The organism is Teredinibacter franksiae (assembly GCF_014218805.1).
GTDB classification, from domain to species: Bacteria; Pseudomonadota; Gammaproteobacteria; order Pseudomonadales; family Cellvibrionaceae; genus Teredinibacter; species Teredinibacter franksiae.
Map to the genome: position 1 here is coordinate 2,614,199 of NZ_JACJUV010000001.1, position 18,791 is coordinate 2,632,989.

General features: G+C 46.2%; 15 protein-coding genes. 7 read left to right on the top strand and 8 right to left on the bottom strand.

Annotated features, from left to right (window positions below):
* Window positions 1-390: 390 nt before the first annotated feature.
* Window positions 391-2,283, bottom strand: a complete 1,893-nt coding sequence (mnmG, locus tag H5336_RS10865) for a tRNA uridine-5-carboxymethylaminomethyl(34) synthesis enzyme MnmG (RefSeq protein WP_185234088.1) — start codon at window positions 2,281-2,283, stop codon at window positions 391-393.
* Between the two features lie 563 nt (window positions 2,284-2,846).
* Here mnmG and H5336_RS10870 point away from each other — a divergent pair.
* From H5336_RS10870 to H5336_RS10880, 3 genes are read left to right on the top strand one after another with little or no spacing between them, the layout of a single operon-like run.
* On the top strand, window positions 2,847-3,155 hold the full coding sequence (locus tag H5336_RS10870) for a YbjQ family protein (protein ID WP_246439078.1): 309 nt from the start codon (window positions 2,847-2,849) through the stop codon (window positions 3,153-3,155).
* 15 nt (window positions 3,156-3,170) lie between these two features.
* Window positions 3,171-3,632, top strand: a complete 462-nt coding sequence (locus H5336_RS10875; RefSeq protein ID WP_185234092.1) for a YbjQ family protein — start codon at window positions 3,171-3,173, stop codon at window positions 3,630-3,632.
* A complete protein-coding gene (locus H5336_RS10880; protein ID WP_185234094.1) occupies window positions 3,629-4,507 on the top strand; it encodes a M48 family metallopeptidase in 879 nt (292 codons plus the stop codon). Before H5336_RS10875 ends, H5336_RS10880 begins: the two co-directional genes overlap by 4 nt.
* A 92-nt stretch (window positions 4,508-4,599) precedes the next feature.
* On the opposite strand, the gene mnmE is transcribed toward H5336_RS10880, so the two are convergent.
* Genes mnmE through rpmH form a run of 5 tightly spaced genes read right to left on the bottom strand, consistent with a single transcriptional unit; the run spans window position 4,600 to window position 8,486 of the window.
* Window positions 4,600-5,955: a tRNA uridine-5-carboxymethylaminomethyl(34) synthesis GTPase MnmE gene (gene mnmE, locus H5336_RS10885; protein WP_185234096.1), complete on the bottom strand. Its 1,356-nt coding sequence runs from the start codon at window positions 5,953-5,955 to the stop codon at window positions 4,600-4,602.
* Window positions 5,956-5,967: 12 nt separating this feature from the next.
* Window positions 5,968-7,656, bottom strand: a complete 1,689-nt coding sequence (gene yidC, locus H5336_RS10890; protein WP_185234098.1) for a membrane protein insertase YidC — start codon at window positions 7,654-7,656, stop codon at window positions 5,968-5,970.
* An 18-nt stretch (window positions 7,657-7,674) separates the two neighbouring features.
* Window positions 7,675-7,980: a membrane protein insertion efficiency factor YidD gene (gene yidD / locus H5336_RS10895; protein ID WP_185234100.1), complete on the bottom strand. Its 306-nt coding sequence runs from the start codon at window positions 7,978-7,980 to the stop codon at window positions 7,675-7,677.
* A complete protein-coding gene (gene rnpA, locus H5336_RS10900; protein WP_221628034.1) occupies window positions 7,923-8,339 on the bottom strand; it encodes a ribonuclease P protein component in 417 nt (138 codons plus the stop codon). Before rnpA ends, yidD begins: the two co-directional genes overlap by 58 nt.
* A gap of 12 nt (window positions 8,340-8,351) precedes the next feature.
* Window positions 8,352-8,486, bottom strand: a complete 135-nt coding sequence (rpmH, locus tag H5336_RS10905) for a 50S ribosomal protein L34 (RefSeq protein ID WP_185234102.1) — start codon at window positions 8,484-8,486, stop codon at window positions 8,352-8,354.
* A gap of 931 nt (window positions 8,487-9,417) precedes the next feature.
* Here rpmH and dnaA point away from each other — a divergent pair.
* The 4 genes from dnaA to gyrB all read left to right on the top strand — a co-directional run bounded on the left by dnaA (window position 9,418) and on the right by gyrB (window position 15,798).
* A complete protein-coding gene (gene dnaA, locus H5336_RS10910; protein WP_221628035.1) occupies window positions 9,418-10,971 on the top strand; it encodes a chromosomal replication initiator protein DnaA in 1,554 nt (517 codons plus the stop codon).
* 95 nt (window positions 10,972-11,066) lie between these two features.
* On the top strand, window positions 11,067-12,170 hold the full coding sequence (gene dnaN / locus H5336_RS10915) for a DNA polymerase III subunit beta (RefSeq protein ID WP_185234106.1): 1,104 nt from the start codon (window positions 11,067-11,069) through the stop codon (window positions 12,168-12,170).
* A 61-nt stretch (window positions 12,171-12,231) separates the two neighbouring features.
* Window positions 12,232-13,347: a DNA replication/repair protein RecF gene (gene recF / locus H5336_RS10920; protein ID WP_185234108.1), complete on the top strand. Its 1,116-nt coding sequence runs from the start codon at window positions 12,232-12,234 to the stop codon at window positions 13,345-13,347.
* A 27-nt stretch (window positions 13,348-13,374) separates the two neighbouring features.
* Window positions 13,375-15,798 carry a DNA topoisomerase (ATP-hydrolyzing) subunit B gene (gene gyrB / locus H5336_RS10925; protein ID WP_185234110.1) on the top strand — a complete coding sequence of 808 codons (2,424 nt, stop codon included), beginning with the start codon at window positions 13,375-13,377 and terminating at the stop codon, window positions 15,796-15,798.
* 463 nt (window positions 15,799-16,261) lie between these two features.
* Here gyrB and H5336_RS10930 read toward each other — a convergent pair whose 3' ends face one another.
* Window positions 16,262-17,332, bottom strand: a complete 1,071-nt coding sequence (locus tag H5336_RS10930) for an endonuclease/exonuclease/phosphatase family protein (RefSeq protein ID WP_185234112.1) — start codon at window positions 17,330-17,332, stop codon at window positions 16,262-16,264.
* Window positions 17,333-17,484: 152 nt separating this feature from the next.
* Entirely contained in the window at window positions 17,485-18,273 is a 789-nt protein-coding gene (locus H5336_RS10935; protein ID WP_185234114.1) for a peptidylprolyl isomerase, read from the bottom strand.
* Between the last annotated feature and the right edge of the window lie 518 nt (window positions 18,274-18,791).

Consider the following 18,791-nt stretch of genomic DNA (forward strand, 5'->3'; position numbering starts at 1 on the left):
GCGATTGCGAGCCCGTGAGAGGCGGCGAGAGAAAACGAATTGTGCTCGGCTGTTTAACGCGCAAGAGTAGAGCTTCAAACGACCAATATTGCGTGCAGTTAGCCAGCTTCCACCTAAATTTAGGTGGGTAATGATGTGAGGCGCTATTTATTTCCCGTCCGCGGGAATGCGAACCTGTGTTCTTTGTGGTGACTTTACACGCTTATCTTTACCCTACGCACGGAGGCTATGCGTATTGAAAACGTTCGATACAAATCCACATTTGGTCATACCCACGAATGCGAGAATGATATGAAAAGCGCTTTAAGCGCCATACCAAAATACGCAGGTGGAGAATGGCAGATTATTCAGCCACCCATAAAATCTAGTCGTTGATCTCAAACTAATCGCCTAAGCCGTCGCTGGCCGTTTCTTCAACAAACCCCGCTTCTTCAAATAAATCAACAAAAGTGACACCGCCGCCGGGGTAATGCCTGGAATTCGCGAAGCACGCGCAATGGTTTCTGGGCGGGCTTCAGAAAGCTTTTGCTTGAGTTCATTCGAAAGACCTTCCACCGTTGAATATTCAAAACCTTCGGGGATTAGGGTATTTTCATTTTGGCGCAATCGGGTAATGTCTTCTTGCTGGCGGTCGATGTAACCCGCGTACTTGGCGGATATTTCCACCTGCTCGGACACCTGATTATCCTCAGCAGGGCTTCCTTTTAGGCTACCTAAATCGGAATATGTCAGCTCTGGACGCTTAAGTAGATCCATAAGTGAATATTCACGATTAAGCGGTGATGTAAGTTTAGGGGCCAACTGTTCTGCTTCGGCACTACCCGCTTGAATCCAAGTGCTTTTCATGCGCTGGGTTTCTAGCGCTATGGCTTCGCGTTTTTCACAAAAAGCCTGCCAGCGTTCGTCGTCGACTAAACCTAGCTCGCGGCCTTTTTCAGTTAACCGTATATCCGCATTATCTTCGCGCAGCAGCAATCGGTATTCAGCGCGGGATGTAAACATACGGTAGGGTTCACGGGTGCCCATAGTGATAAGGTCATCGGCTAGTACACCTATGTAGGCTTGGTCGCGCGCGGGGCACCAGGACTCTTTGCCCTGCGCCTTTAAAGCCGCATTGGCTCCAGCCAGTAAACCCTGTGCGCCCGCCTCCTCATAACCGGTTGTGCCATTTATTTGCCCAGCGAAAAATAGCCCCTCAATGGCGCGGGTTTCAAAGCTGTATTTCAAATCGCGCGGGTCAAAATAATCGTATTCAATGGCATAGCCGGGGCGTGATATATGAGCGTTTTCGAAGCCTTTAATGGAACGCACCAATGCCAACTGAATATCGAAAGGTAAGCTAGTCGAAATACCATTAGGGTAGAGTTCGTGGGTATTCAAACCTTCAGGTTCAACGAAAATCTGGTGGCTGGATTTGTCGCTAAAGCGGTTAATTTTATCTTCAATGGATGGGCAGTAGCGGGGCCCCACGCCTTCTATGACTCCAGTGAACATCGGCGAGCGGTCAAAACCGCTGCGAATGATATGGTGGGTCTGTTCGTTGGTGTGCGTGATCCAACAGCAGGTTTGCTTTGGGTGGTCACGCACACTCCCCAAAAATGACATCACCGGCAGAGGATTATCTCCCCATTGCTCCTCCATGTCGCTAAAATCGACAGAACGGGCATCGATACGCGGCGGAGTGCCGGTTTTCAACCGGTCTACTCTTAGCGGAAGTTCACGTAAGCGCTCGGCCAATGCAATGGCCGGAGGATCACCTGCGCGGCCACCAGAGTGGTTTTGCATGCCTATATGGATTCTACCACCCAGAAATGTGCCCGCCGTTAGAACCACCGTGGGGGCCTCAAACCTTAACCCCATTTGAGTAATCACACCTTTCACCTGGTCGCCTTCAACAATCAGGTCATCCACGGCCTGTTGGAATATGTACAGGTTTTTCTGGTTTTCCAGTATTTCTCGTACGGCGGCTTTGTAGAGTACGCGGTCTGCCTGGGCTCGCGTAGCGCGTACCGCCGGGCCTTTGCGGTTATTCAACATCCTAAATTGAATGCCGCCCTTATCTGTAGCCTTCGCCATAGCGCCACCAAGAGCATCAATCTCCTTCACCAAATGGCTTTTACCAATACCGCCTATCGCGGGGTTGCAACTCATTTGCCCCAACGTTTCTATGTTGTGCGTGAGCAGAAGCGTTTTACATCCCATGCGCGCAGAGGCTAAGCAGGCTTCGGTACCGGCGTGTCCGCCACCAATAACAATAACGTCAAAACGATTAGGGTAAATCATTGGGTTTATTCAGTGCGCTGAAAAAGGGGAACGCAGTATAAGGATTGCTGGTTAAAAAAAGAACTGCGTTTTTGTTTAAAAAGGTGCTTAGTTAGTTTTATATATTGAATAAGAATATATAAAATATATAGATAGTATTATTTTAGTTATTAATATTAGTAAGCCTTTTTTTAGTGGATAACCCTTTTTTATGTAGATAAATCAATTTGTTACAGCAAGTATAAGTTATAAATAGAATAGGTATTAGCTGATCAAAATATGTCAGAAAGCTGGGGTAGAAAAGGGCGGTTATCCAGCAGGTTGTTTTCTGCTCTATTTTTGTGGGGATAGTTTTAAGTTTTGCCCTCAGGCTATTAAATAGTTATTAAGGAGTTACCCCTAAGCGGTTGAAAAACAACCTTATTCTTATCCACACCTGTGCATAAACTGTGGTGAATCTGTTTGAATTGTTTAATAGCGCCTGTTTATTGTAAATTTTATGTTGATAAATTGTGTATAAATGTGGATAACTATTTAGCGTTGCCTAATCAATAGTCAAAATGAAAATGGGAACAATTATGTTAATGAGTAATATAGAGATCATACCTGGTAAGAAAATAGTGAAGCACCTCGGAGTCGTAAACGGTAATACGGTCCGAGCAAAACATGTAGGCCGGGATTTAATGGCCGGTTTAAAAAATGTTTTTGGTGGTGAGCTACGGGGTTACACGGAACTATTACAGGAGTCTCGTGAAGAGGCTACTGCTCGGATGTGTGAACAAGCTGCGGCCATAGGCGGAAATGCGGTCCTAAATGTACGCTTTTCAACATCATCGATTACCGCTGGGGCGTCGGAGTTGTTGGCGTACGGGACAGCGGTTGTTGTTGAGTAACCGGAGTAGATATAAATGGAACAAATAGTCGTATTTCTGGTTTTGTTGGTGTTGGGATATGTTTTTGGGCGTATTGCGGAAAAGCGCCATTTTAAGTCGATAATAGAACGCGAACGGGCTTATTTACACCTTAAAACCTTTTCTACAAAGCGCATTCCTGTGTTTAAGCAACCGGTAGAAGGTGTATTGGTGGGCGGGAACGTAGTGGTATCTATTGATTACTTCAAGCGGGTTGCCGCCGGCTTACGGGCTATTTTTGGCGGACGGGTGAGTGCCTACGAAAGTCTATTGGATAGAGCGCGTCGAGAAGCTGTTTTGCGAATGAAGGAAGATGCCATAGCCAAAGGAGCAAAAGCGGTGTTTAACCTAAAGCTGGAAACATCATCAATCTCCAAGGGACAAAAGAATCAAGTGGGTAGTGTTGAGGTTTATGCTTATGGTACGGGTTTGATACCGGGTGGAGCTCTTGAGGTTTGACAGATGAACCGTTATTTGAAAACCGGTTGCCGCCAGAAAATATAAACGTTAGCCCCGAGCACCCTTTAAAAGAGTTTTTTTCTTTGCTCTTAGGTGGTGTTGTTATTGTGGTACTGCTGGTTACTTCGTTGGCGTTATTAACGGGTTGGTTAGCGCCAAAAATACCTTTTCACTATGAGCAAAAGCTTGCCGAAGGGTTCAGCGAAAGCTTATTTTCAACGTTTAATGACAATCTAAAGACTACTGACGACACGCAGAAAGTGGCTCGTCAACGTTATCTTGATAATTTAGCTAACAAAATCGTTACCGCCTGGCCTTTGCCACCCGGGGTTGAAGTGAGTGTTCACTATATTGACAGTGATACAGTAAACGCATTCGCCACCATCGGCGGGCATATATTAATTTTTCGAGGGTTATTGGAAAAACTCGGAAGTGAAAACGGTATCGCGTTTGTATTAGCCCATGAAGTTGGCCATGTTGCGCATAGACACCCGATTCAGGCGATGGGGCGGGGCTTGGTGATTGGTTTATCGGTTGCTACGATTATTGGCGCCAGTGATTCCGGTGTGGTGGATATGCTCGCACCACAAGCTACAGCGGTAACGTCTCTCTCGTTTAGCCGAGCCCAGGAAACGCAGTCTGATGATTATGCGCTTGAGGTTTTACAGGGGCTTTATGGGCATGTAAATGGCGCCAGTGAGTTATTTGGAATACTGCAAAAAGAGCATAGTCAGTTGTTGGAGGTAGAGTTTTTCAGTACTCACCCTTTAAACAAAAAGCGACTTAAGCATATAGCCGAAGTGGAAAATGGCTTAGGTGAATTAGTGAAAATACCGGAGGGTTTGTTTTCTGACTCGGAGGCAATACAGCAGTAGAACTCAGCATTTAGCCGATATTAATTACTTTATAGCGTTTTTCGGGTATTTTTAGTATGCGAGAAAGATTGGTAGAGGACGTTGGTTTTACGTTATTTACCAATACAAAAACTCGAAAAAATCTTCCCCAGTAAATCATCGGGGGTAAAGCGACCGGTAATTTCGCTAAGGTGATCCTGGGCTAAGCGCAGGTCTTCAGCTAATAGCTCTCCGGCAGCGGCCGTTTCAAGTTGATGCTTGCCGCTTAGCATGTAGTTCAATGCTTGTTGAATAGCTTCTATGTGGCGACGACGTGCGCTAAAGCCGCCTTCGCCAACCTGGTGGTAGCCCATGACTTTTTTTAGGTGCTCTCGGAGGTTATCCAGACCAGCACCGGATTTTGCCGAAATGGCTACTTCGTGAATTTTTCCATTAATTTCAGTCATTTTAAAACCACTTTCGTCGATTTTATTGTGGATTAACGTCACCTTGGAGAAACATTCTGGGTGCTGATTTAGCTGTTGCCAGTAGTCTTCTGTGTGAAGATCAATATTCACCGTAGTATCCAACATAAGCAAAATTCGGTCGGCTTTTGCTATTTCTTGCCACGCCCGCTCAATGCCTATTTGTTCAACTTTGTCTGGGCTTTGTCTTAATCCTGCTGTGTCGATAACGTGTAGTGGCATACCATCAATGTGGATATGTTCTCGTAGTACATCGCGGGTGGTTCCCTCAATATCAGTCACGATTGCCACGTCACTTTCGGCGAGGGCGTTTAGTAGGCTGGATTTGCCGGCGTTTGGTCTGCCGGCAATAACAACTTTCATGCCTTCACGCATGAGTACGCCCTGTTGGGCGGCATCAAAAATTGCTTGGACTTGGCTAATAAGGTTATTAAGTTGACCGCTTACATGACCGTCGGTTAGAAAGTCTATTTCTTCCTCGGGAAAATCGATAGCGGATTCAACATATATACGTAGTTGTATTAAATCGTCGACTAAAGTGTTGATCTTCTTCGAAAATGCACCCTTGAGCGAGTTAAGAGCTTGCATAGCCGCTTGTTTCGAACTGGCGTCGATGAGGTCGGCAATGGCTTCAGCTTGAGCGAGATCGAGTTTGTCGTTAAGGAATGCACGTTCAGAAAACTCCCCAGGCCTAGCCATGCGCGCACCCGTTTGGATTATGGCCGCTAACAGTAAATCTAGAATTACCGGGCCACCATGGCCTTGGAGTTCGAGGACATCTTCGCCGGTGAATGAGTGAGGGTTGGGGAAAAAGAGGGCGATGCCTTTGTCGAGTTGGTTTTGTTGGCTGTCGTTAAACGCGGTGTATATGGCTTCTCGAGGCTTGGGTACAAAACCGAGTAATTTGGAGGCAATTTTTTGTACGTTCGGCCCAGATACCCGCACAATACCGACACCACCACGGCCTGGGGCCGTGGCAATTGCTGTTATGGTGTCGGTTGTCATAGGGAGTTTTACTTAGCCCGCTTTTTCTATTTGGCGGGTGATCAAGTATTGCTGGGTAATAGACAGCGAGTTGTTTACAACCCAGTACAGTACTAAACCTGCGGGGAACATCATAAACAGCGCTGTAAAGAAGATAGGCATCATCTGCATAATTTTAGCCTGCATGGGGTCCGGTGGGGTTGGGTTCAGCTTTTGCTGAATCCACATTGTCGCGCCCATAATCGGTGGCAAGATGTAAAACGGGTCCCTTACACTCAGGTCGTGGATCCAAAAGAAGAAGGGTGAATGACGCAACTCTACCGATTCCATTAGTGTCCAGTAGAGCGCAATAAATACCGGCATTTGCAGCAATACCGGTAGACAGCCACCCAAGGGATTAACCCCTTCTTTTTTGTAGAGCTTCATTGTTTCCGCCGACATTTTTTGCCGGTCGTCACCATAGCGCTCTTTCAAATCTTGCATTAACGGTTGAACTTTACGCATCTTGGCCATGGAGCGGTAACTCATGGCAGAAGGGTATAGAAACAATAATTTTATACAGAATGTGAGTAGGATAATGGCGATACCCCAGTTGCCCACAAAGTCGTATATATAGTTAAGCGCAAAGTAGAGCGGCTTGGCTATCATCCATAACCAACCGAAATCGATGGTGAGATATAGGTAGGGTGAGATCTGCTCCAAGTTGCGAATTTTTTTCGGGCCGACATAAAAGGCGGCTTTAAGGTTGCCGGTGGTGTGTGGGGCAATTGTGGTGCTTTCGCTGGTAAAGCCCAGTAGATAAAAATCTTCTCCACTTTTTCGCAGGTTGTAGAAGTTCTTTTTGTCGGCGTCTGGTATCCAGGCACTAATAAAGTAGTGCTGGATCATCGCTACCCAGCCGCCTTTGCTTTCAGACTTGAGAGATTCATCATCTAAATCATCGAAGCTGATCTTGTGGTAATTTTTTTCCGGTGTGGTAATTGCACCACCGAGGAATGGTTTCACGCCTATGCCAGAATCGGAAGGAGGTTCGTAGCTGTCGCGCTTAATTTGCCCGAAGAGGTTTGCCTTCCAGTTGGCGTCACTTTTGTTGGTGACCAGGTATTCAAGATCGATCAGGTGGGTACCGCGGTTGAAGGTATACCGCTTAATAATGTTCGCGTCGGCATTATTGAATTTTAGGTCTATGGAAAGACTATCTTCGCCTTCTCTCAACTCAAAAGCCGTGGCATCTACTTTGTAAACAGGGCGTTGTTTGCCATCGATACCGTTTGCACCGATTAATCCCGATTGAGCAATATAGGTGTGGGAGTTAGTACGGTTGAGCAGAATGAAAGGGTCGGGTTCATTGAGCTTCGCGTCGTAGTCGAGCAGGGCAACCTTAACAATGTCGCCGCCTTCCGTATCAATGACCACTTCCACGTTGTCGGTAACTACGGTGATTAGCTGCGAATATACGCGTTTAGGTGGCGATTGTGCAGGAACATCTGACTCTGAAGATTCCTCCGGTACGGTTGGAATTTCATTGATCGCCGCGGGTGTGGTTACCTGGGGTAATTCAGGTATCTGCGCAGCAGGAGTAGACGATGACGAAATTGTTGTTTGATCAGTGTTGACGGCGGATTGTGCGTGTTGTTTTTCCTGGAATTCACCCCAGCGAATAAACAACAGGAACAATACAACTACGATGCCCCCAATGAGCGAATTACGAAGCCAATTCATGGTGGATTACTACCGTTACTAATGAGGTTGGTGTTTTGGGTGAGAGGCTGGCACGGGATCATATCCCCCGTTATGCCATGGGTGGCATTTACCCACCCTTGTTATTGCCAAGTAAAAACCGCGGATAACGCCATGCCCTTTTACCGCTTCAATGGCGTAAGCCGAGCAGCTGGGCTCAAAACGACAACGTGGTCCGAGTAGGGGGCTCACCAAATAGCGGTAGGCATACACCGGTGATAAAACAAGCAGGTGTACAAAAGAAGAATTTACTTCTTTACCTGTAGTTTTTCCGGATTTTCCGCCCTTTTGGCAACACGTTTCCATAGTTTTTCTAAAATGTTTAGCAATTCCGAGTTGGCGATTTGGTCACCACCCCGTCGGGCCAGCACTATAGCATCTATTGCTGGGATATTGTGCTGTTTCAGCCTGAATGACTGGCGTATCAAACGCTTTAGCTGATTACGGTTTACCGATAGACGAATATTTTTTTTGGCTATGATTAACCCAAGACGCGGGCGACCCAATAGATTGGGTTTGGCGAGAATGAGGAAGTTGGGGTGGGAAGCTTTTATAGGTGCGTTATCGAACACCGTTGAAAAATCACCGGAGTTTAATAATCTGTCGGACTTATTGAAGGTAAGACCCTTCCCCCGATCAGAGCGCTCCACTCCGGCAATATGCAAAAATCTGCGTGATTAAGCGGCTAACTGTGCGCGGCCTTTGGCACGACGACGAGCCAAAACTTTACGACCACCTTTAGTAGCCATACGGGCACGAAAACCGTGGGTACGCTTGCGCTTCAAATTACTTGGTTGAAACGTTCTTTTCATTCCAGTTCACCTGTCTTTTCTGAGGAGAAGCGATCTCCCCGTTAGCATGTTAGTTCGTAAGCTGGGTAAAGCCCTAAACGCTGTAAGCGACTATTGGTTAGGTACTTGAACCCGAAGGACGCGCGATTTTATAGAAATGAGGATGGAAAATCAAACACTTTGATGTGCGGCGCAGTGTTAGAACTTAAGGTAGGGTTTAACCTGCCGAATATGAGTGGCTCGCTAGGCCATGAAAAACGTAGTAATAGACAGCTTATTAATAACATATAAACAGAGTTATCCACAAAATATAGTAAGCCTCACTTATTTAAAATAAATATAACAATTACCATAAGGTTTTTTTACTAGCAGCGTAACACTCAGATTTAAAGGGAGTTTTTTATTTAATTTGAAAATAGAAGACTAACTTACTGTGGATAAGTTATGTGTGAGAGAGTAGACTAGCGACCCGTTGTGAATAAGTAGTGAAGGTTTGTGGCGCGCTAATTGTTATAGCGGTATGCAGACCGTTAAGGTGCGTTACGTGCCAATATATCGGGTTTGTTTTTGCTTTCAGCTTAGCTCACCTTGGTGATGTAATTTGCCTATATAAGTTCTTTGGTTAAGGCGTATTAAAGGCTAAGGGTGCACCCAGTAAGCTAACCTCCAGCGTAAAGTTCGTTCAGGCTGTCAACCTTAAGGTTAGTTCCAGCTAGGAGTCTCAATAGAATCAAGGCTTCGTAGTACTAGAAGTATTAGTCGTATTTTCAGTTGTTCATGTTGTAACTCTATCCCTGTCTGTTTGTTGGTTTAATCGAGTTGATTAATGGGGGTTTGATCGTTTCATTTCCTCCGAAATTGGCAGGAGTGGCGTTTTTTGAGTTCGGTTGAACAGCTTTTTCTTGGGCTTGGAAGCTCCAGGAACAAAAACTCAAAAAATTGGAGTCGTATTTTGTCAAATAGTAGCTGGGAGCTATGTGCTTCGACATTGCAGTCTGAGTTGCCAGCACAGCAATTCAATACCTGGATTAGGCCTCTCAAAGTTAGCGATAGTACGGGTAACCTACTTCGGTTGTTGGCACCGAACCGGTTTGTCCTCGACTGGGTAAACGATAAGTTTAAAGCGCGTATAGAAGAGGTGTTGGCATCACAGCACAATGGGTATCGGCAGGTGGAAATAGCGGTAGCACCGCGGACTTCCACTGGATTTTCAGTAAACCTGAATACCAATGTACAAAATAATCCAGCAGCGGCTTTAACTAACCCTTCTCCTGCTTCAAACGTTACTGATAGTGCACCTTGCTCTCGGCCTCGAGTAATTGACACACCTTCGCCCGCACCTGAACAAGCAGTAGCGGACGATAATTTTGGCCATACGGATCCTTTGCTGGTTAGCCCCCCTAACATTCAAACATTTAGCCGTAATTTTCAGAATTTCGCGTCAGATCGCGTCAAAATCAAAGACGTTGAAGGCGGAATTCAACATAAAAATAACCTCAATACGAACTTTATCTTCGATAATTTCGTGGTTGGAAAGTCTAATCAATTGGGCCTGGCTGCGGCTAGCCAAGTAGCCGAAAACCCCGGTGGATCCTACAACCCTCTGTTTATATACGGTGGAGTAGGTCTAGGTAAGACGCACTTAATGCACGCTGTGGGTAACGCATTGGTGCAGCGCAAGCCGGGCGCGCGGGTTGTTTATTTGCACTCAGAGCGGTTTGTTGCCGATATGGTAAAAGCGCTGCAACTCAACGCCATTAATGAGTTTAAACGTTACTACCGGTCGGTTGATGCATTGTTAATTGATGATATTCAGTTCTTTGCCGGTAAGGAGCGCTCACAGGAAGAGTTCTTCCATACCTTTAATGCTCTGTTAGAAGGCGGCCAGCAAATCATTCTAACGTGCGACAAGTACCCCAAAGAAATCAACGGGCTAGAAGAACGCCTTAAATCACGTTTTGGCTGGGGCCTTACGGTCGCTATCGAGCCGCCGGAGCTAGAAACACGTGTAGCGATACTGAAGGGTAAAGCTGAATCGGTGAATGTGCCACTTCCGAACGATGCGGCCTTCTTTATTGCCCAGCGAATCCGCTCAAATGTACGTGAGCTGGAAGGCGCGTTAAAGCGCGTAATTGCTAATTCTCAGTTTACAGGCCGCGAAATATCGGTAGATTTAGTGCGCGAATCGTTAAAAGACTTATTAGCACTGCAAGACAGGCTAGTTAGCATTGATAATATACAGCGCGTTGTTGCAGAGTATTATAAAATCAAGGTTTCCGATTTGCACTCCAAACGCCGTAGTCGCTCTGTTGCACGGCCGAGACAGGTAGCCATGTATTTGGCAAAAGACTTGACTCACCACAGTTTGCCGGAAATTGGCGACGCATTTGGGGGGCGTGACCACACAACGGTTTTGCATGCGTGTCGAAAAATTAAAGAGTTGCAGGAATCAGACGCCGATATTCGCGAGGATGTGAAGAACCTTCTGCGTACCCTTACTACCTGATTCTAAAGCTTAAATAAGGGTTTTGACACAAACAATAAAAACTCGCTGTACATCATTGAATCTCAATCCAACCGTTCAGAATAAAGAGAAGCAGTATGAAATTCACCGTTTCACGTGAAGCCCTGATTAAACCACTGCAGCTGGTGGCAGGGGTTGTAGAGCGCAGGCACACCCTGCCTGTACTGGCCAATGTGTTGTTGGTAATAGAGGGCGATCAACTATCGCTAACAGGCACAGATCTAGAAGTTGAGATTGTAGGTAGGGTACAGCTTGAAGCAGCGCCAGGAGATGGTGAAATAACCGTTCCAGCGAAAAAGTTTTTGGATATCTGTCGCGCTTTGCCAGAGGAAAGCGTAATTGAGTTTTCCCTTAAAGATCAAAAGGTTACCGTAAAAAGCGGGCGTACACGCTTTACTCTTTCCACACTCCCCGCAAATGAATTTCCAGCGGTGGAGGAGGGCTCCAACGATATTGTATTCAGTAGCGAACAGAGAGAAATAAAACGGCTAATTGATCGTACTAGCTTTGCTATGGCACAGCAGGATGTACGCTACTATTTAAACGGTATGTTGTGGGAAGTTAGGCCTACTGAGCTGCGCGTAGTTTCAACCGATGGTCACCGTTTGGCGATGTGTACACGCCCTTGCGCCATTGATGTAACAGAGAGTCGGCAAGCTATTTTGCCACGCAAAGGTGTTATTGAGCTTTCTCGTTTACTAAACGATAGCGAAGAGCAAGTACACGTTTCGCTAGGCTCCAGCCATATTCGCGCTACTACCAACGAATACACCTTTACTTCCAAATTGGTTGACGGCAAATTTCCGGATTACGAACGAGTGTTGCCACAGGGTGGCGATAAATTCGTGCTTGGTAATCGCTCCGAACTCAAACAAGCCTTTGCGCGCACCTCTATTTTATCTAACGAAAAGTACCGTGGTGTTCGGTTGGAGCTAGAAACAGGAATGCTAACCATTATTGCCAACAATCCCGAGCAAGAGGAAGCAAAGGACCAAGTAGCCGTAGACTACACAGGTGAATCGCTTGAGGTAGGCTTCAACGTCAGTTATCTGCAAGATGTAACCAATGTATTAGATTCAGAGAACATAAAAATCACTTTGGCCGACTCCAATAGCTCGGCGTTAATTGAGGAGCCTGAAAACTCTGATTCGGCGTATGTTGTGATGCCGATGCGTCTCTAGCACAAGATAATGTGTTTTAGGGCGTAGTGCTGTTCATGCGCCCTAGGCACTACAGGCATTTATGCCACAGCTAACTCAAATAAAAATCTCCGCTTTCCGCAATTTGCGCTCGGTTGAACTACAACCCAGTAACGCGCTAAACCTTATCGTTGGTGAGAATGGCTCAGGTAAAACTTCCCTCCTTGAATCCATTGGTGTACTCGCTCACGGCCGATCTTTTCGCACGCACAAATTCCGTAGGCTTATTAACCATGCAGCAACGGGTTTCACCCTGTTTGGAACGATTAGGGTTGGTATTGACCCTTTAGAAAAACGGTTGGGGATCTCTCGGAATACTCGGGGCCAATTAAACATTCGTGTAGATGGAAGCCCGGTCTATTCAGCCGCTGAACTCGCAACAGAGTTTCCATTACTGGTAATGAATGCCAATTCTTTTCAGTTGCTTGAAGGGTCTTCTAAGTACCGCAGGCAGTTCTTTGATTGGTTAGTGTTTCACGTGAAACACGAGTTCAAGACCTGCTGGAAGTCGTATGTGCGTTGCGTTAAACATCGGAATAGTTTGTTGCGATCTGGTAAAATGTCGAGTACAGAGCTTATGCCGTGGAATAGGGAGTTGTGTCAGCTAGCTGTAGAGATCACCTCTATGCGCCAAGCGGTTTTTACTCTGTTCCAAGAAGAATTTGAGCAAGTATTTAGTGACTATAGTTTTGACGCAGGGGTTACCAGCACGCCGGCTTTGTCATTCGAAAGTGGCTGGAAAGGCGAACAAACCTACGAGCAACAGCTGGAAGAACATCTCGAGAGAGATAAAAAGCTGGGTTACACCAGTATTGGCTCGCACAAAGCAGACCTAAAAATACAGTGTGAAAAAGTCCCCGCTGTTGAATTACTTTCGAGAGGACAGCAAAAGTCTGTAATTGTCTCGTTGTTCATGGCCGAAGCTCGAGTGTTTTCGCGGTTAACAGGCCGTAAGCCCGTATTTTTGTTGGACGACCTACCGTCGGAGTTAGATACTAATAATCTCTCCGTAGTCGGGCAACATCTAAGCCAGCTAGAAAGCCAAGTATTTATAACGGCCATTGATCCAGACGTTATTACACGTTGTTGGCCTGAGTCGACATTAGCCGACCTAAAAATGTTTCACGTGGAACATGGGGATATCCAAGTTGCCACTTAATAGACCAAGAAGAGACTGATTCGAACTATGAGCGAAGAAGAAAACAACTACGACTCGTCCAGTATCAAGGTGTTGAAAGGGCTGGATGCCGTTAGAAAACGCCCAGGCATGTACATTGGAGATACTGACGACGGCACAGGCCTTCATCATATGGTTTTCGAATTGGTCGACAATTCAATCGATGAAGCATTGGCAGGTCATTGCAGCGAAGTTCGAGTTGTTATTCACCCGGATGAATCCGTATCGGTATCGGACAATGGCCGTGGCATTCCTACGGAATTACACGAAGAGGGTGTTTCTGCTGCAGAGGTCATTATGACGGTGCTGCACGCCGGCGGTAAGTTCGACGATAACTCTTATAAGGTGTCGGGTGGCTTACACGGTGTGGGTGTTTCGGTCGTTAATGCTTTGTCTGAGAAGCTTAAGCTTACTATCCGTCGCGGTGGCCAAGTTTGGGAGCAGGTGTATAAGCATGGCGTTCCCCAGGCCCCACTTGGTGTTATTGGTGAGACCGAATTAAGCGGTACAGAAGTGCACTTTCACCCATCGGGAGGAACCTTCACCAGTATCGCATTCCATTTTGAACAACTGGCCAAACGTCTGCGTGAGCTGTCTTTCCTGAATTCCGGTGTACGTATCATATTGCTGGATGAAAGAAGTGGTAAGGAAGAAATCTACGAATACGAAGGTGGTCTTAGAGCCTTTGTGGAGTATTTGAACCAGAATAAAACCACTGTAAACAAAGTTATGCACTTTAATACCCAGCGTGAAGACGGGGTAGGTGTGGAAGTGGCGCTGCAGTGGAACGATGGTTTCCAAGAAAACATCTTTAGTTACACCAACAATATTCCTCAGCGAGATGGAGGCACCCACTTGGCGGGCTTCCGCGCCGCACTAACACGTGGCCTTAATAGTTATATTGAGCGTGAAGGTATTGGCAAAAAGGAAAAAGTTAACACCACCGGTGATGATGCTCGTGAAGGCTTAACGGGTATTATTTCAGTTAAAGTACCAGACCCCAAGTTCTCCTCACAAACCAAAGATAAGTTGGTTTCCTCTGAAGTTAAAACGGCTGTAGAGCAGGAAATGGGGGCTTCCTTTAGCGAATACCTGCTCGAAAACCCACAGGAAGCGAAAGCCATTGTGGGTAAAATGATTGAAGCGGCAAAAGCCAGAGAGGCGGCCCGTAAAGCTCGCGAAATGACACGCCGTAAAGGCGCGTTGGATATCGCTGGCCTGCCCGGAAAACTGGCGGACTGTCAGGAGAAAGACCCAGCTCTTTCTGAAATATACCTGGTGGAGGGTGATTCTGCGGGAGGTTCAGCCAAACAGGGCCGTGACCGCAGAACTCAAGCCATTCTGCCGTTGAAGGGTAAAATTCTTAACGTTGAAAAAGCCCGTTTCGACAAAATGCTTTCCAGCGCCGAAGTAGGAACACTGATTACCGCATTGGGTTGCGGTATTGGTACTCAAGAGTTCAACCCCGAAAAACTGCGCTACCACAGCATTATTATCATGACCGATGCCGACGTGGATGGTTCGCATATTCGCACGCTGTTACTGACCTTCTTCTTCCGCCAAATGCGTGAGCTGGTTGAGCGAGGCCATGTGTTTATTGCCCAGCCGCCACTGTATAAAATCAGCAAAGGGAAACAAGAGCAATACATTAAGGATGACGACGCCCTTATCGAAACCCTGACCAGTGCAGCACTGGAAGCCTCCAAGCTACATTTATCAGCGGAAGCACCAGCACTTCCAGGCGATAAGCTGGAAGAACTCGTTTACGATTATCGGGGCACTATGGCGGTTATTAACAAGCTATCGCGACTGTACCCAGAAGAAGTGCTTATGGAATTGGTGTATATGCCAACCCTGGCTGTTGAAAGTATGACATCCGAGGAGCCAGTACAGGCCTGGATCGCAAAATTACAGCAGCGTTTGGATGTGTTTAACAGCAACTCCAAAACCCACAAATTCACCGTTGAAGCCAAAGAAAATAAGGAACGAGGGGAGTACTTACCGGTTATTACCGTGACGGCTCACGGCGTTGATCACACAGTTAAACTCAATTCAGATCTATTTGCCTCCTCGGATTACGCCAACATTTGTGCACTGGGCGCAAAGCTAGATGGCCTAATAGAAGAGGGTGCCTATGTCGCCAAGGGTGACCGCAAGCACGAGGTTTCAGATTTTGCAGAAGCCCTAGACTGGATTATGGCGGAATCGAAGAAAGGCTATAACATCCAACGCTACAAAGGTTTGGGGGAAATGAACCCCGAGCAACTTTGGGAAACCACCATGGACCCAGAGACTCGACGTATGTTGCAGGTAACGGTAGAAGATGCCATTGCCGCCGATCAGATTTTTACGTGTTTGATGGGCGATCAAGTAGAGCCTCGTCGTGCCTTTATTGAGACTAATGCCTTGGCTGTTGCTAATTTGGATGTTTAGTACGACTTTATAGTTGGGTTTGTTTGACCAGCGCACGTCTAAATAAAGGCCCTTCCGAGGGCCTTTATTTATTCCGCGGCTTTATTATTGAATAAAGACAATTATCGTAAAATCTAAATTTGGGCGAAGAAGAGGTTTTTAAGGGAGTTGTCGTTTTCAATTCTTGTACTACTTTTTCCTACGCTGTTGTAGTGCGACGCCCAAAAATAAACCGAGCTACATTTCACCGAGCGACAATTACGCAGTGTTTTTTTCCGGAAGTGACATGGGTTTCGGTGCTGAACACCGTCATAAGTTTCTAGAGGTTCTATTTTTACTGTGCCTTTTATTTCTATTTTTTGTTTCTATCTAAGTTACCTTCGATTTTGATTAGTTGTTCGCCTTTCTGTAAATAAAAAGAGTTAACTTTCTAACGCATCCACCATGCTTTTCTAGTTTTCACTAGGTCGGTGAACCCCTAAGCCTAATTTGTAGCTAGCTCTACCCATATCGGCCGATGATCGGAAATGTAGTAGCGTAAATAGGCATTAAAACCTTTTACCGCTTTGGCATGGCTGTTAGCAGCCGCAAGCTTTTTCCATGTACTGGCAAACACCGCCGAATCAAAGTCAAACACGCCGGTATTGGTAATACGGTTTTTTAAGCTGGTTGGGGCGAATGCTATTTGGTCATATGTTTTATCGTTACCAAGATTAGAACCACCGATTCGAGTGAGGTTTTCGGTTGTCGCTAAATTTGTATCACCATACAACTCAACGGCCTTCCATGAAAATTCTTCGAGCGCTTTTAGCGTAGCTTCGTTATTTTCCATGTTGGGAATATTCATATCGCCGAGTAAAACAATATCTTTATCCCAGGCATTTCCCCCTGCGCTACGTTTTTTTGCCCACTTTGCCAGTGCGTAAATTTCGAGAACTCTACGGGCATATTTTAGCCGATCGGCTTCATTGCTTGAGGTTTGAAATTTACCAAAATAAAGATGGACATTGGCGAGTACAAAATCAATCCTGTTGCAGGAAAAGCTGCCAATAAAAGGGTTTCGATCGAAAGGCGTAAATTTCACGTCTGTGAATGTTTGCACCTTTGCCTGACGGTTTTGACGATAGTGAACCGTTACATTGCGTTTTGGGTATTCGCGCGGGCGTAGTGCAACCTCACCGAAAAGTTTTTCGGGCCGCACTTTTGTTCTGTTGAACACATAGGCTAAACGCTCATCGTTTCCAGCCGTATCAGACATAATGAAATCATATTCAGCACCCATGAGTTTTACGATTTGCCTAAAATCGCTGTAATCACTATTGATCTCCTGTACGGCTGTAAGATCAAAGCGCTTCAGTATATGTGCGATAACGGTGAGGGCACCTCTGGTACGCGCCTGTGCGCCAAGGTTAGCGATGTTCCAGCTTGCTACAAGCAGTCGGTTGTTTCGAGGAGTCGGCGTGGCACGCCGGTTGAAATGCTTATCAAGTGCAACAATTTCGGATGAACTCCGTATACGTAAAGCCGGTTCTGGCTTGGGAAATGGTATGGCCATGGTAAGCTCCTTTTATCCATTTAAGCAGGTACTAATGAGACTAAATCAGGAATAAGCTACCGGGACTTCGCGTTGTTGCGCAGAAATACCGGATAGCTACATTAGCACCTGTGCAAATAGCGCCCCTTTAAATGGGACGTTTAGCGTGCCTTTTATGCTCGATAACGCCGATAAGTAAGCAGCCCAAACAGCGCGGCCAAAAACAAAAACGACGTACCACCACCACCACCACCACCACCGCCGCTACCGCTACCTCCGGTTGAGGGTGGGTCAATGAGCGTAATATTTATAGCGGGAGACAGAGTATCGGCCGTGGTCTCAGACGCATCCAGTACAACAATGTTATAAATAAGCGCTTGGTGTTCGGCGAGCGGTAGGGTTTGGTTTTGATAATCTTCCGCTGTGTAATCCCTTAGGGGTTGTTCATTTAAGGGGCTACCAAAATTGAAGGTAGGCCAACTGGCTATATTATCGATTACACCCATTCCATTTCCCGTTACCACGCCAAATACGGTGAAGCCCTCGTTGGTTATGTCTAGATTGGCGCTGTTGTCATCAAGGTTTATAAACCACTGTGAGGTTGCGCTGTCGGGTTGGCTGCCCAGTTTAGCCATGGCGATGGTGCCACGCACATTTGAAAATTCAGGTTCGTTGGTAACGGAGGGGAAGGTGGAAATAGGTGTAACCTGAAAATCAATATGCTGAAACCCGCCTCCTTGAAGTACAAAACCACTTACAGAGCGGTGGAAAATTGCGTCTTCGTAGTGGCCTTCGGAAACATAGCGCAGAAAATTGTCGACCGTTTGCGGCGTACCTTGATCAAAAAGATTCACTTCAAAATCACCGGCCGGTGTTTGAAATTGAACGATTGTGGCCTGTGATAAGGGTGAGAGTGCTGATATTAACAGCGTAAAAGAACAAATTTTAAGCAAATTATTCATAAGGTTCCTAGAAAGTGTGCATGGCTGGGGCTTAGTCTATTAATCCCACGGTAGTTTGTATGTAAATTAATGTAGTTGTATAAAAACCAGCTTTAAAACTAACACGTCGTAAAGCCGAATAATGTCAGATGCGTAGATACTTGCTCAACTAAAAATTAAGGTTGGGGGATTTAAAATGTTGGCCGTACAGTGCGTTGTAAACACCGGCAATACGCCGTCGGATTTAGCGCCAAAACCCTTACAATACGTACAGCGGTGGGCAGAAATCTAAGAGCACAATTTTAGCCCTCTATAATGGCACTCGCAAATGCTAGCCGCTGGCGAGCCACCTGGAAACGTTGACCTGTATGAGGCAGGATTTTTGTCCTTACGGGTAAGTGCACACTTGAAAACGATTTCAACCTCTACGCTGAGCTATGGTTTACTCACCCTACACGATTAAATGCACTAGCTGCCTGGTTCCCAGCGGTGTAGAAAAAGCTAAACCTGACCAAACAACACGGCACAAGTGTTTCAGT

Coding starts and splice junctions, on each gene's coding strand:
- mnmE (WP_185234096.1), bottom strand. CDS start 5,955: ATGACAACCGACACCATAACAGCAATTGCCACGGCCCCAGGCCGTGGT.
- recF (WP_185234108.1), top strand. CDS start 12,232: ATGCCACAGCTAACTCAAATAAAAATCTCCGCTTTCCGCAATTTGCGC.
- rpmH (WP_185234102.1), bottom strand. CDS start 8,486: ATGAAAAGAACGTTTCAACCAAGTAATTTGAAGCGCAAGCGTACCCAC.
- dnaN (WP_185234106.1), top strand. CDS start 11,067: ATGAAATTCACCGTTTCACGTGAAGCCCTGATTAAACCACTGCAGCTG.
- mnmG (WP_185234088.1), bottom strand. CDS start 2,283: ATGATTTACCCTAATCGTTTTGACGTTATTGTTATTGGTGGCGGACAC.
- H5336_RS10935 (WP_185234114.1), bottom strand. CDS start 18,273: ATGAATAATTTGCTTAAAATTTGTTCTTTTACGCTGTTAATATCAGCA.
- H5336_RS10930 (WP_185234112.1), bottom strand. CDS start 17,332: ATGGCCATACCATTTCCCAAGCCAGAACCGGCTTTACGTATACGGAGT.
- yidC (WP_185234098.1), bottom strand. CDS start 7,656: ATGAATTGGCTTCGTAATTCGCTCATTGGGGGCATCGTAGTTGTATTG.
- H5336_RS10870 (WP_246439078.1), top strand. CDS start 2,847: ATGAGTAATATAGAGATCATACCTGGTAAGAAAATAGTGAAGCACCTC.
- yidD (WP_185234100.1), bottom strand. CDS start 7,980: ATGGAAACGTGTTGCCAAAAGGGCGGAAAATCCGGAAAAACTACAGGT.
- gyrB (WP_185234110.1), top strand. CDS start 13,375: ATGAGCGAAGAAGAAAACAACTACGACTCGTCCAGTATCAAGGTGTTG.
- H5336_RS10875 (WP_185234092.1), top strand. CDS start 3,171: ATGGAACAAATAGTCGTATTTCTGGTTTTGTTGGTGTTGGGATATGTT.